Annotated in this window: 10 protein-coding genes; 3 read left to right on the forward strand and 7 right to left on the reverse strand. The window is 58.0% G+C overall.

Going from position 1 to position 13,028, the window contains the following annotated elements:
- Positions 1-251: 251 nt before the first annotated feature.
- Positions 252-1,334, forward strand: a complete 1,083-nt coding sequence (gene sfnG, locus ACOYXJ_RS23630) for a dimethylsulfone monooxygenase SfnG (RefSeq protein WP_150792672.1) — start codon at positions 252-254, stop codon at positions 1,332-1,334.
- A 122-nt stretch (positions 1,335-1,456) separates the two neighbouring features.
- Here sfnG and ACOYXJ_RS23635 read toward each other — a convergent pair whose 3' ends face one another.
- Entirely contained in the window at positions 1,457-1,936 is a 480-nt protein-coding gene (locus tag ACOYXJ_RS23635; RefSeq protein ID WP_150751338.1) for a nuclear transport factor 2 family protein, read from the reverse strand.
- A 55-nt stretch (positions 1,937-1,991) separates the two neighbouring features.
- Positions 1,992-2,555 carry a TetR/AcrR family transcriptional regulator gene (locus tag ACOYXJ_RS23640; RefSeq protein ID WP_150792674.1) on the reverse strand — a complete coding sequence of 188 codons (564 nt, stop codon included), beginning with the start codon at positions 2,553-2,555 and terminating at the stop codon, positions 1,992-1,994.
- Between the two features lie 236 nt (positions 2,556-2,791).
- Between ACOYXJ_RS23640 and pssA the strand changes: the two genes are divergently transcribed.
- A complete protein-coding gene (pssA, locus tag ACOYXJ_RS23645; protein WP_150792675.1) occupies positions 2,792-4,135 on the forward strand; it encodes a CDP-diacylglycerol--serine O-phosphatidyltransferase in 1,344 nt (447 codons plus the stop codon).
- A 122-nt stretch (positions 4,136-4,257) separates the two neighbouring features.
- On the opposite strand, the gene efeO (ACOYXJ_RS23650) is transcribed toward pssA, so the two are convergent.
- Genes efeO (ACOYXJ_RS23650) through efeU form a run of 4 tightly spaced genes read right to left on the reverse strand, consistent with a single transcriptional unit; the run spans position 4,258 to position 8,480 of the window.
- A complete protein-coding gene (gene efeO, locus ACOYXJ_RS23650; RefSeq protein ID WP_460371756.1) occupies positions 4,258-5,082 on the reverse strand; it encodes an iron uptake system protein EfeO in 825 nt (274 codons plus the stop codon).
- A gap of 27 nt (positions 5,083-5,109) precedes the next feature.
- Complete coding sequence (gene efeB / locus ACOYXJ_RS23655) at positions 5,110-6,408, reverse strand: iron uptake transporter deferrochelatase/peroxidase subunit (RefSeq protein ID WP_460371758.1); 1,299 nt, start codon at positions 6,406-6,408, stop codon at positions 5,110-5,112.
- Positions 6,409-6,426: 18 nt separating this feature from the next.
- Positions 6,427-7,626 (reverse strand): iron uptake system protein EfeO, encoded by a 1,200-nt coding sequence (efeO, locus tag ACOYXJ_RS23660; RefSeq protein WP_460371760.1) that lies wholly within the window; start codon positions 7,624-7,626, stop codon positions 6,427-6,429.
- A gap of 8 nt (positions 7,627-7,634) precedes the next feature.
- Entirely contained in the window at positions 7,635-8,480 is an 846-nt protein-coding gene (gene efeU / locus ACOYXJ_RS23665; protein ID WP_460371762.1) for an iron uptake transporter permease EfeU, read from the reverse strand.
- A gap of 289 nt (positions 8,481-8,769) precedes the next feature.
- Between efeU and ACOYXJ_RS23670 the strand changes: the two genes are divergently transcribed.
- Positions 8,770-9,828 (forward strand): AraC family transcriptional regulator, encoded by a 1,059-nt coding sequence (locus tag ACOYXJ_RS23670; RefSeq protein ID WP_460371764.1) that lies wholly within the window; start codon positions 8,770-8,772, stop codon positions 9,826-9,828.
- Here the strand turns inward: ACOYXJ_RS23670 and ACOYXJ_RS23675 are convergent.
- Positions 9,809-13,006 carry a dermonecrotic toxin domain-containing protein gene (locus ACOYXJ_RS23675; protein WP_460371766.1) on the reverse strand — a complete coding sequence of 1,066 codons (3,198 nt, stop codon included), beginning with the start codon at positions 13,004-13,006 and terminating at the stop codon, positions 9,809-9,811. The genes ACOYXJ_RS23670 and ACOYXJ_RS23675 overlap by 20 nt on opposite strands.
- Positions 13,007-13,028: the final 22 nt, after the last annotated feature.

A 13,028-nucleotide genomic window follows, 5' to 3' on the forward strand; every position in this document is an offset into this window, starting at 1 on the left:
CTGTAAAGCCCAATCGCGAGCAGGCTCACTCCTACAGGGGAGCGCATTCCAAATGTAGGAGTGAGCCTGCTCGCGATGACGCCAGTCCGGCCACTCCATCACCCACTGTTGCCCAACCGACACCCAGACAACAAATCTCCTTGTGCAAAACATCTGCACAATCGAAAAAACCAACAAAACCGGGCATTTCCAGGCTGGCACGCTTGCTGCTCTACCACTCTCATCTCCGCAAACATCCCGAGGACACGCCAATGAGTCAGCAAGCCGTAAAATTTGCCTACTGGGTGCCGAACGTCAGTGGTGGGCTGGTGGTCAGCAAGATCGAACAGCGCACCGATTGGGGCATCGATTACAACCGCAAACTGGCGCAACTCGCCGAAGCCGCAGGGTTCGAATATGCGCTGACGCAAATCCGCTTCACCGCCGGTTACGGTGCGGAGTTCCAGCATGAGTCAGTCGCGTTCAGCCACGCGTTACTCGCGGCCACCAGTAAACTCAAGGTGATCGCAGCGATCCTACCCGGCCCGTGGCAACCAGCGTTGGCTGCAAAACAGCTGGCGACCATCGACCAACTCACCAACGGCCGCATCGCGGTGAACATCGTCAGTGGCTGGTTCAAGGGCGAGTTCCAGGCCATCGGCGAACATTGGCTGGAGCACGACGAGCGTTATCGTCGTTCCGAAGAGTTCATTCGTTCATTGCGCGGCGTGTGGAGTCAGGACAACTTCACCTTTCGCGGCGACTTCTACCGCTTCGACAATTACAGCCTGAAACCGAAACCGCTGGGTCGTCCTGAGATCTTCCAGGGCGGCAGTTCGCGTGCGGCACGTGACATGGCGGCGCGGGTTTCGGACTGGTATTTCACCAATGGCAACAGCGTTGAAGGGATCAAGGCGCAGGTCGACGATATTCGTCAGAAAGCTGCAGCCAACAAGCATTCGGTGAAGATTGGCGTGAACGCGTTTGTCATTGCCCGCGATACCGAAGAGGAGGCGCGGGCGGTACTTGCGCAGATCATCGATCAGGCTGATCCGGAAGCGGTAAACGCTTTTGGCGATGCGGCGAAGCAGGCGGGCCGGGCTTCACCGGAGGGCGAGGGCAACTGGGCGAAATCAACGTTTGAGGATCTGGTGCAGTACAACGATGGTTTCAAGACCAATTTGATTGGCACGCCGTTGCAGATTGCCGAGCGGATTGTCGCGTTGAAAGCGGTGGGTGTGGATCTGGTGTTGGCGGGGTTTCTGCATTTTCAGGAAGAGGTCGAATATTTCGGGCGGCGCGTATTGCCGCTGGTGCGCGAGCTGGAGGCCGAGAAGACTGCCGCCGTAGCTTGAACCCCACACATCCCCTGTAGGAGTGAGCCTGCTCGCGATGGCGTCTGAACATTCAACTTATATGTTGACTGACACACCGCTATCGCGAGCAGGCTCACTCCTACAATTGGATCTGTGTTGGCTTAGAGACCCAGGTCAGACAAGCTCGGGTGATCATCCGGGCGACGGCCCAGCGGCCAGTGGAACTTGCGTTCGCTTTCCTTGATCGGCATGTCGTTGATGCAGGCATAGCGCTGGAACATCAGTCCCTGCTCATCGAATTCCCAGTTTTCATTGCCATAAGAGCGGAACCAGTTGCCCGAATCATCGTGCCATTCATACGCATAACGCACGGCGATGCGCGTATCGGAGTAGGCCCACAGTTCCTTGATCAAACGGTAATCCAGTTCCTTCGCCCATTTACGGGTCAAAAACGCTTTGGCCTCTTCACGGCTGTTGGCGAATTCGGCGCGATTGCGCCACTTGGTATCAAGGGTGTAAGCCAGCGAAACCCGTTCCGGGTCGCGAGAGTTCCAGCCATCCTCGGCCAGTCGAACTTTCTCGATGGCAGATTCACGGTTGAAGGGCGGTAATGGCGGACGTACCTGGGCTGCAGTAGACATATCAGTCTCCCGAAATAGTTAACGGTTAAAACAACTTGTCGGGCTTATTAAGGCGTTACAGGTCCAATAACTTTCGCGCCATGCATTGCGCATTATCGGCGGCACTGTGATCACCCATCACAAGCGCTACGGTAATGGCACCGTCAATCAGGATCAGCAGCTGTCTGGCCAGCAGTTGCGGGTCCTCGGCACCATGTTCGGTACACAGCTCGCACACGTAGTCGAGCAGCTTCTGTTTGTGTTCTTTGGCGACCAGCCGCACCGGGTCTTGCGGGTCACCGGTTTCGCCGCTGGTATTGATGAAGGCGCAGCCGCGAAAACCTTCCGAGGCGAACCAGCTTTTAAGCACCGTAAACAGGTTGAGCAGGCGATCGGCCGGGGTTTCGGCCTGATCGACAGCGCTTCTGTACCAGTGCATCCAGCGCACGTCTCGACGTTGCAGGGCGGCGACGGTCAAGGCGTCCTTGTCGGCAAAGTAGCGGTAGATGCTTTTTCTGGAGACGCCGGCGGTTTTCACCAGAAGATCCATGCTGGTGGCAGCGATGCCACTTTTGTAGATCAACTTTTCGGTGACATCCAGAATGATGTCGCGTGTGTCATTGCTAGTGATTTCGTTCATGCGATGAACAGTAGAACGAATGTTCTCCTTGGTCAAGCGAGTAATTTTATTTGACCGTTCCCACGCTCCGCGTGGGAATGCAGCCAAGAACGCTCTGCGTTCCTAAAAAGCCGAACGCAGAGCGTCCGTTGAGGCATCCCCACGCAGAGCGTGGGAACGAGTCTTCGGCGGGCAGACCCGAAGGATGCGATGGTGTAAGCTCTCGGGTTCTTCGGATTCGACCCATTGCGAGCCCTATGCCGTTGCTTTTCAAACGCTCCTTGCTGCCCAAATTGCGCAGCTTCCCGCTGACCGCCGAGGCCGTGACCATTCTGTCCGGCGCCGCTGAATTTCGTCGTTGCCTGCTCGAGAAAATCGCCGCAGCGACCCAGCGCATCTACATCGTTGCGCTGTATCTGCAGCAAGACGAAGCCGGTCAGGAAATCCTCGATGCCTTGCACGCCGCCAAGCTCAAGCGTCCCGAGCTGGAAATCGCCGTGGTGGTCGACTGGTTGCGCGCCCAGCGTGGACTGATCGGTGCCGGCAAGCAGCCGGGCAACTCGGCGTGGTACCAGGAAATGACCCGCACGCACCAAAGCGAAGTGCCTGTGTACGGCGTGCCGGTGCAGACTCGCGAGCTGTTCGGCGTGCTGCATTTGAAGGGCTTCGTGATCGACGACTGCGTGGTCTACAGCGGCGCGAGCCTGAACAACGTTTACCTGCACAAATTCGACAAGTACCGCTTCGACCGCTATCACGTGCTGCAAAGCCACGAACTGGCGGACTCGATGCATCATCTGGTCAAACACGGTCTGATCGAATCGAAAGCGGTGCATCGCCTCGATCTGCCCAACCTGCCGACCACGCGTAGCCTGCGCAACGATATCGGCGATCTGCGTAGTCGCCTCAAATATGCAACGTACGACACGGCCACCGGCAGTACGGCAAGAGAAGGCCTGTCAGTCACTCCGTTGCTGGGCGTCGGCAAGAACAACCCGTTGAACCGTGCGATTCTCGAGTTGATCGCCAGCGCGCAAAAACAGCTGACCATTTGCACGCCATACTTCAATCTGCCGCTGGGTGTGATCCGCGAGATCAACCGCGCGCTGGCCCGTGGGGTGAAGATCGACATCGTCGTTGGCGACAAGACCGCCAACGACTTCTATATCCCACCGAGCGAGCCGTTCAAGGTGATCGCAGCGCTGCCGTATCTGTACGAGATCAGCCTGCGCCGCTTCGCCAAACGGCATCAGCGCAACATCGACAGCGGTCAGTTGAACCTGCATTTGTGGCGTGATGGCGACAACACCTATCACCTCAAGGGCATGTGGGTTGATCAGCGCTATACGCTGCTGACCGGCAACAACCTCAATCCTCGGGCGTTCCGCCTCGACCTGGAAAATGCGTTGTTGATCGATGATCCGAAAGGGGAATGGCTGGAGCCGCGGGCGAAGGAGCTGCAAGAGATTTTCCGCCATACCACGCGGATCGACAGCTTTCAGAATCTGGAGACGTTGCCGGAATACCCGGCCGGGGTGGCCAAGTTTCTCAAGCGCGTGAGTCGGGTGCGGATTGAGCGGTTGCTTTACCGGATTTTGTAAGGCTTTAAATTTGTAGCGGTCATACAACCGCTATCGCGAGCAGGCTCACTCCTACAGGGGAACGCATTCCAAATGTAGGAGTGAGCCTGCTCGCGATAGGGCCTCAACAGACGCTAAAAAACTTAATTCAGACCCAACTTGCCACGCAACGTGGACAGATCTTCCGCCAGTGTATTCACCGGCCCGACCAGCGCTTTACGGTCGTTATCCTTCACCTTGTCATACGTCTCGAAACCACCATCCTTGGTCTTGTACTTGGCCAGAATCTTGTCGACGGTGGCAAAGTTCTTGTCGACCTTTGCTGCAAACGCCTTGTCCTGCTGCTGGATCTGCGGACGGAACAGATCAACGATTTTCTTCGCGCCGTCGATGTTGCCCTGGAAGTCATACAGGTCCGTGTGGCTGTAGCGATCTTCTTCGCCGGAGATCTTGGTCGCGGCGACTTCTTCCAACAGCGCAGCGGCACCACCGACGACTTTCTCCGGCGGGAAAGTCAGGCCAGCCACGCGAGTCTGCAGGTCTTTGACGTCGCTGTTGAGCTTGTCCGCCAGTTCGTTCAGGCCTTGGGTGCTTTTTTCCGAGAACAGCGTGTACTCGATGCGGTGGAAACCAGTGAAGTCTTCAGCCTTCACGCCTTTCTCGTGATCGTCGACGCGGGAGTCGATGGACGCATCGAGGTCACTGAACAGTTCGGCAATCGGCTCGATCGACTCGTAGTAAACGCGGGTCGGTGCATAGAGCTTTTGCGCGGTGGCGAGGTCGCCTTTTTTCACGGCATCGGTGAACTGCTGGGTGTGGCTACCCAGTTCATCGAGTTGTTCGGTGACGTAGATCTTGTAGTCCGAAACCGGCCCCACCAGATCCAGCGGTGCTGTGGCAGCGAATGCCGACAGCGGGGTGTTGAGCAAACCAAGGGTCAGCAATAACGCGAGTGGCGTTTTTTTCATGGGGGCGGCTCCAGTGTCGAGATTGTTTTATGCGGCTGTTTTCGGTTGTGTGGCGTTGAGCAGCGAGCGGCCGATGAAGTCCTGGTCGCCCGTGACACCCGGCAGGGTGAAGAAGTAGCCGCCGCCGACCGGTTTGAGGTATTCCTCAAGCGGCTCGCCGTTGAGGCGGGTCTGCACGGTGATGAAGCCTTTTTCCAGATCAGCCTGGTAACAGATGAACAGCAGGCCCATGTCGAGCTGACCGTTCTTGTTCACGCCGTTGGAATAGTTGAACGGCCGGCGCAGGATCAGGTTGGCCTGAGTCGCGGCAGTGCGCGGGTTGGCCAGACGAATGTGCGCGTCGAGTTTGGTCAGCTTGCCGGCCGGGTCTTTGCTGTAATCCGGGACTTCGCTTTCATGCTGCGCGCCCATCGGTGCACCGGTGGTTTTGACCCGGCCGATGATGCTTTCCTGTTCCTGCAACGGCGTGCGATCCCAGCGCTCGACGAAGTTGCGGATGATCCGCACCGCTTGATAGCTGCCGTGCGCCGCCCAGGCCGGCTCGTCGCTGCCCGGTTGCACCCAGACCAGGCGATCCATGGCCTTGCTGTCGTTAGAGTCGGGGTTGGCCGAGCCATCACGGAACCCGAGAAAATTGCGTGCCGATTGCGCTGGCACACCGGGTTTCGCCGGGGCTTGCGGCGGCACGCTGCCTTCCTGTTTCCAGCGTACCAGCAGCAGGTCGGGCAGGTTTTTGACGATATCGCGCAGGGCGTGGATGTTGGTGTCGGCGGTGTTCGAGCAGAACTGCAGGCTCAGGTCGCCATGACAGCAATCGGCATCCAGCGCATCGTTGGGGAAACCGACCATACGGATCAACCGTTTGGGCTTGGCCTCGGCCAGACCGAAGCGCTCGTCGAACAGCGATTCACCGACGGAAACGGTGATGGTCAGGTTGTCCGGCGTGACGTTCGGGCCGAGGATGCCGGAGTCCGGTGGCGGCAGTTTTGGGTCGATTTGAGCGACCGGGCCGCCCTTCATCAGGAAGGCAATGCGCTCGTTGAGCGTGCGGAACAGCCGCTCGAGGTCTTCGCGATCACCGGCCAGCACGTCGAATGAAACCAGCATGCCCGACGCCGGGCGCGGGGTGACGATGCCGGTCTGATGCACACCGTGGAAATCGTGGCGGTCTTCGGTCTTGTCGCTGCTCGGTGCTTCAGTGACCTGTGCTGGCGCGGCAGCCATGGCCGGGCAGCTCAGGGCGGACCCGGCGAGGGCGACACCGGCGGCGCCCATGCCCATCAGGACACGGCGACGTTGCAGGTTGAGCGTTTCTGGATCTTTCATCGGGAATGGGTCTTCTGCTTACAGGCCGGAGAGGCCGAGGGCGGGATCGATGCCATCCAGTGCGTCGGCCAGAGCCTGAGCCTTGTCGGCGATCTGCTTGCGTTGTTCGCCACTGACGGAGTCGTAGCTGGCGTAGCCGTCCTTGATCTTGTAGGTGTCGAGTTCTGTGTCGAAGTCGGCCAGTGCCCGGTCGATTTTCGGCAACAGGTCGGCAGCGGACTTGGTCAGCATCGGCCGCAGCAGATCGACGACTTTGTGTGCGGTTTGCGCATTGGCGGCGAAACCGTTGAGGTCGCTGTGGCTGTAGCGCTCCTCTTCACCGCTGGCGGCGCGGACGTCGGCGAGGGTGTTGAGGTTGCGCACGATGATGTTGACCAGTTGCTCCGGTGGCAGGCTCTGCGCGAGCAGTTGCTGTTTAAGCGTGGTGACGTCGCTGAGCAGACGCTGGGCAACGGGGGCCAGATCATCGAGTTTGCGTTGCTGGAACAGCGCGTATTCGACGCGGTGGAAGCCGACGAAGGCCGGATCCTGCTCGCGTTTTTCGAAGTAATCGGCGCGGGCGTTGATGCTGTTGTCCAATTCGGCCAGGCGCTGCGCGGCTGGAGCCAGACGTTGATAAGCCGCTCGTGCCGGCAGGTACAGCGCCTGCGCCTGACTCAAGTCGCCGCTTTCGATGGCTTGATTAAGCGCCGTGACGGCTTTGATCAGCGCGCTGCTCTGGCTGGCCAGATACACGCGGAATTCCGACAGCGGCCCGATGAAAGCGACTATTGATGGTTTGGCTTTGGCGGCAGCGTCGGAGGCGGCGGTTGGCTTCACGTGCAAGGTGCCGCGCGGGTTGCTCAGCAGGCCGCAGGTGATCGCGTAATCGCCCGGTTGCAGGTTGGCGTTGATCACTTGGCTCAGGCCCGGCGCGATGTTTTCGCGTTCTTCAACGACGAGTACGCCGTCGAGAATCTCCCATTCCACCGCACGGTCGGAGCGGTTGACGATGCGGAAACTGGCGCGGCCGGCCGGCACCGTCAGCGCGTTCGGCTCGCAACTGCCCGGATGGATATTCACCACCACTTCATCGTGGTTGTGCTGACGCTTGGCCGCAGCCATTTTCGAGGCGTAATAAAACAGACCACCGGCGGCGATCATCACCACCACCGAGCCGGCCACCGCCCAGCGCAAGGCGCGGGGAGGGGAGGCCTGAGGAGAGTTAGGCTTTGACATGAATGCCCTTATTGGCTGGAAACGGAAGACGATTGCGCGGAAGGCTTGGCCGGGGGCGCCGGGTAAAAGAACATCACCAGCGCCACCAGCAGATAGATCAGATAGGCCCCAAGGGTGCTGACAGTCGGCGCATCCTGATAACCGAACATGCCGGCCAGCACCGAACCCAGCGGCCCGTCCATCGGCAGCGTCGCGCTGAAGTCGAACAATACGGTCTGCAGGTGATTCCACAGCCCGGCTTCATGCAGCGCCTGCACCGAGTTGGCGAGAATCCCGGCGGCGACCACCAGAATGAACAGGCCGGTCCACTTGAAGAACGCGGAAAGATTGAGGCGCATGCTGCCGCTGTAGATGAGGAACCCGACGATGATCGCCAGAATCAACCCGAGCAGGGCACCGATCGGCGCGCCCGGGCCTTCGCTTTGCTGGAACACCGCGAGCAGGAAGAACACGGTCTCCAGACCCTCACGGGCCACGGCGAAGAAGACCATGGCGATCAGTGCGATCACTTGGTGTTTCGAGGACGTCAGCGCCTCATCCAGCGAGGCTTGCAGCGAATGCTTGATCGAACGCGCCACTTTGCGCATCCAGAACACCATCGAACTGAGAATGGCCACGGCGACCAGCCCGACAATGCCTTCGAACAGCTCTTGCTGCTTCTGCGGGAATTCGGCGCTGACCAGTTCCAGACCACCGCCGACCAGCAGGGCGAGGGCCGCAGCGAGGAAAACCCCGATCCATACGGCAGGCATCCATTGGCCACGGCCGGTCTGTTGCAGGTAGCTAGCGATAATGCCAACGATCAGCGCGGCTTCAATGCCTTCGCGCAGCATGATCAGAAAGGGAACGAGCATTCGGTGTCCAACAAGTCATTCGAAGAGGTTACAAGTTGTAACATAATGACAAGCATTCTCACATGACAATGATTGGCATAAACCTGAACGCAAGCTGAACAACCTCAATTTTTGCCTCGCATTGATCCCTGTAGGAGTGAGCCTGCTCGCGATAGCGGTGGGTCAGCCCACTCAGCGCTGACTGACACGACGCCATCGCGAGCAGGCTCACTCCTACAGGGGTTCGTGTTGAATTTGCCACCTGCGGTAATATGCCTGCCACCCAAAACAACAAGGTTCACCGCGTTCCATGTCGGAAAAAGACACCATCGCCGTTCAACTGGTGCGTGAAGCGCTGCTGCAAAGTTGTGCCCCGGGCGTGGCCACGGCAGAAGTCTTGAGCAAGGTCGGGATTGATCCGGCGTTGCTGCAAACCGAGCACGGCCGGGTACCGGCCTCGCAGTACGCGAAACTCTGGCGGTTATTGGCCCGTCGCGGTGATGACGAGTTTTTCGGCATGGACCCGCGCAAGCTCAAGTCCGGCAGCCTTGAGTTCTTGTGCCGCAGCGCGATGGCGCAACCGACGCTGGCAGCGGGGTTGAGCACAGGTTTGAGCTTTCTGTCGCTGATGCTTGAGCGCATGCCGGCGCAACTGCTGCACCAGCAAAGTCTCGCGGAAATCGTGTTGATGGAAGATGATCCCGAACCACGCCGCGCCTTCAGCTATTTCACCTACTGGATGATCGTCCACGGTGTGGCCTGCTGGCTGGCCGGGCGGCGGATACCGATTCTGGCGATTGAATTGCGCTGTGCGGCGCCGGACTTCACCGATGACTACCGGGTGATGTTCTCGGAAAACCTGCGTTTCGAGCGGCCACGGACACGGATGATCTTCTCCGCCGATTGCCTCGACCTGCCGATCAAGCGCAGTGCCGAAGAGCTGAAGCGCTTTCTCGCCCACGCCCCGGCCAACATTCTGGTCAAGTACCGCGACCCGGAAAGTCTGGCCAGTCGGATCAAACAGGACTTGCGCCAATTGTCTGCCGAACGATGGCCGGAAACCGAGACGTTGGCCCAGCAACTGTGCATGTCCGCTTCGACGCTGCGCCGGCGCCTGGCCGAGGAAGGGCAGACTTATCAAGGCCTCAAGGACAGCGTGCGCAAAGAGCTGGCGATTATCTGGCTGGCGGAGCCGTCGATCAGTTTTGTCGAGATCGCCAGCCGCTTGGGGTTTGCCGATGTCAGCTCATTTTATAAAGCGTTCCGCAAATGGGCAGGCTCCAACCCTGGGCACTACCGTAACCTGATCCTCAGCCAGCCAGCCGAAGCTGGCTCGACCGAGGCGTCAGTTACAGTTCCTTCACGCTGACCAACGTGGTTGTGCCGGTACCGAACGCCGAAGCCTTGATGCGCAGTTGCAAATCGTTCTTCGAGCCGCGCAGGACATAGATATGATCCTTCAGCTTCGGGCTCTCGAGCTTGAACAGCTTTACGCTGCCCTCTGGATAAAGCGTGGGATCAAGTTCCAGTACCGCGTGGATCTTGTTGGCACGGGATGAGACGTTGTACCGGTTTTTACCAAACAGGGTTTCCGAAAGCTGCTGCAGCGGCATTGAGTCCGGCGCGAGATCGGTCACGTACAGTCCGACGATATCGCGCTGCGGCCTGCCGTAAGCATCGTTGGACGAATTGGCGATGAACGCGCTTTTCGTGGCTTTGATCGTCGCCAGTTTATCCCTGTTCACGTAGTGGTACAGGCGCTTGGGCAATGGCGTGATTTCAGTTTCGACAACCGTCGGAAAACCGCTACTGTCAGCGACTGCCCGTCGTGACGGACCCGGCGCCTCGGTGTTGGAGTCGTCATGGCCGCGCTTGTTCGGCGTGCCTCCCTTGAGATACATCTTGTTATCGACTGTCCATCGCCCCTGACCGTCGGAGATCAGGAAGGGACCGGGTCGCAGGTTATCCGCCGGATCAATGATAAGCACCGGCCCTTCTTCAATCGAAACCCGAAAAAACTGATCTTCAACCAGCGCGTGCCATTTGTCGTTGTATCGATATAGCCCTTTGTTGCGTCCTTGCGCCACGGGTTCTCCGAGATCTGCCGGCTTCTCCATCGCGAAACTGTCGAGTATCGCTTTCTGCGCTCCGGAATAGGACGAACGTGGTGTAGCCAAAGCGTTTTCAGTGAGCGACAGGTCCACCTGCGGGTGCCGCTCACTCGGCAAACCACGGTTTTCGACAACCGGCACATCAGGCGTAGCGGTGGCGGGACTTTCGACGGAATAGTCGAATACTTCCGGTTCGATCGACAGGTGCGGGAGATTTTCTGCGTTTTTTGCCCCTGTCGAGATGCGCCCGGCGTGCATGAGGACTGCCGCCAGATTCAGCAGCAGGTCGGCCACGGCAAATGACTTGTCCTGACCGTCCGATTGCGACAGTGCCTCCAGGTCGCCTTTGAGACTTACCGCCAATTGCACTAACCATCCGGCGGTGGCTGCCGGCCCGGTCACCAGCGGCAACAACGACTCGAAAATCAACCAGCTCAACGTCTTGAAATGGGCCCAGCGACTCTCTGCGTTGGACACTGATTGCCGGTCTGCCAACTCAACAAGCGCCCGGCTGTTCGCCTCATACAAGTGCTGAAATACATCGCCCTGCAGTGGGGACACGTTTTTCAGTTCCCAACGCAGGCGTATTTCGTTAGCGCCCAGCAGTCCGGTGTGCCTGACCACGGTTTTGTACCATTCATGGATGCTCTTCTGCAGCGCGGCGTCGGACTGAATCGCCTGTTCCAGATGGCTGCGCGAACGGTATTGGGTCAACGAAGGGGAATAGAAGGGGCGATAGAGGACGACGGGGGCATCACTGCGGTTGCCGGCAGCAATGACGAACATATTCAAAACCGGCCCGAGCCGCAGTTGCAAAGGGCTGACGACGATGTCTTGAGAGGTCTCGCTGCCATCCGCCAGCGCAACGATCAGGCGTACACCGTCATCGTCAAAACCATGGGCGCCGGTCAGTTTGGCCTCTAGTGCCTGGAGCGGCAATTGATTGCGCAGGTGAACCGTAAACAGATTTTGTCGGGACGACGCCTCGGGACGATTTTCAAGCAGATGCTGTTTCAGATACGCCGGGTAGGTACGGCCAATGTCCACCGACTGGATCAGACCCTTGACGTAATCGGAGGTCATCCACGCGGGTACAGTGCGCTGATGCAGGCCTTTGACGGTCATCGTGCCCCAAGGCAGGCCGGCGAGATTTTCCAGGGCAAAATCGATGATGCCCAAGCGAGTCGTTTCCACGGTTCCCCATCCACCCGGTACGCCTCGCGCAACCTTGATGTGGAGTTCCATGTCATCAGGATTTACCGGCTCATGTCCGTCACGGCTCATCTGAGCGACGAGGGCTTGATAGGCAAAATCGCGAATGGAATCGAGATGGGTGAAAAACGTCGCGCCGTCATACTGTAAATGAGTGACGGCCATGGCCGAGACATAACGCCGATAAGTCCGGCGATCGTCAGGGTCGGCGTCCTTGAGCCATTGCGGCAAATGCTTGTCGACATGTTCCGCTTGGTAAACATGCGGCTGTTGGCCGGCCAACAGTCGAAGCGGATCGCAGATCTGATCGAACAACTGCTCAGCGTCCTCGAACACGCCGTCGGCCGGAATCCGGATGCTTTCAAGCTCCACCAGTTGCTGATCGATCAGGACCCGCACCAGTTCGTCAAAGATGTTCGCATCAGGTTCATAGCGATCGACGCTCAGCTCGGTAAACTCCCATTGGTGCTGCAATTGCCGCGCAACATTCTGCAGGCAGTCTGCTTCGGAGCTGAATCGTTCCCAGGCCCCCGAGGGTTGAATCAATACTGTTCCTGACTTGTCAGTGACGAGCAAGGCAGGATAGATCAGCGAGAGATTATCCGTCCCGTTATTCAAGGTGAGTTGCAAAAGATAAACCGGCGGCCTTAAATGCTCGTTAAATAGTTGTCGATGTTGTTTTTCTGATGTGACGACCAATCCAGTGAAAGCGAAATGCAAGTCTGGATCTGTCTGGTGAAGCGATTCATTGATGTTCAATGCGCAGGCATCTTTTATTACCTCCGACAGCCACTGCCAACGACTCATGCCGTTATCGGCTGGTTGCTGCCAGTAATCCAGCAACTGTTGCTGTAACGTGGCGACCAGTGTTTGGCATATTTCGTTTTGAGCCGATTGGAATTCAACAAGATCGATTCCAGCGCGGCCGTCGGTTTGCACCGGAATAATCAGGTTTTCTTCGGTTAAAACAATACTGCGCCCTTCGGTGAAGGCCCGAATAAATGCATCGAGATAAGGCACGGGCTCGGCTTCCGGGTCAAATCGGGTATCACGATAGAACAACGTATCAAGGGACAGTGAGCCTGGTTGCAAACAGTAATGTAAATAATCTTCCAGTTGCGATCTGGCAACACTGCGTAATGTAGGGTGGTCGTTGAATTGAGCATGTACCGATTGTTTGAAAATAAAATCTTTGTCATTAAATAAGTTTTGCTCAGGCGACACGGTGTGTTCCTTTTTTGATAAA

It is taken from the genome of Pseudomonas sp. Tul2A7 (assembly GCF_054790505.1).

What these genes read in the sequence shown, in the direction of transcription:
- pssA (WP_150792675.1), top strand. Translation starts at nt 2,792, where the DNA reads ATGCCGTTGCTTTTCAAACGCTCCTTGCTGCCCAAATTGCGCAGCTTC.
- ACOYXJ_RS23635 (WP_150751338.1), bottom strand. Translation starts at nt 1,936, where the DNA reads ATGTCTACTGCAGCCCAGGTACGTCCGCCATTACCGCCCTTCAACCGT.
- sfnG (WP_150792672.1), top strand. Translation starts at nt 252, where the DNA reads ATGAGTCAGCAAGCCGTAAAATTTGCCTACTGGGTGCCGAACGTCAGT.
- ACOYXJ_RS23640 (WP_150792674.1), bottom strand. Translation starts at nt 2,555, where the DNA reads ATGAACGAAATCACTAGCAATGACACACGCGACATCATTCTGGATGTC.
- efeO (WP_460371756.1), bottom strand. Translation starts at nt 5,082, where the DNA reads ATGAAAAAAACGCCACTCGCGTTATTGCTGACCCTTGGTTTGCTCAAC.
- efeO (WP_460371760.1), bottom strand. Translation starts at nt 7,626, where the DNA reads ATGTCAAAGCCTAACTCTCCTCAGGCCTCCCCTCCCCGCGCCTTGCGC.
- efeB (WP_460371758.1), bottom strand. Translation starts at nt 6,408, where the DNA reads ATGAAAGATCCAGAAACGCTCAACCTGCAACGTCGCCGTGTCCTGATG.
- ACOYXJ_RS23670 (WP_460371764.1), top strand. Translation starts at nt 8,770, where the DNA reads ATGTCGGAAAAAGACACCATCGCCGTTCAACTGGTGCGTGAAGCGCTG.
- efeU (WP_460371762.1), bottom strand. Translation starts at nt 8,480, where the DNA reads ATGCTCGTTCCCTTTCTGATCATGCTGCGCGAAGGCATTGAAGCCGCG.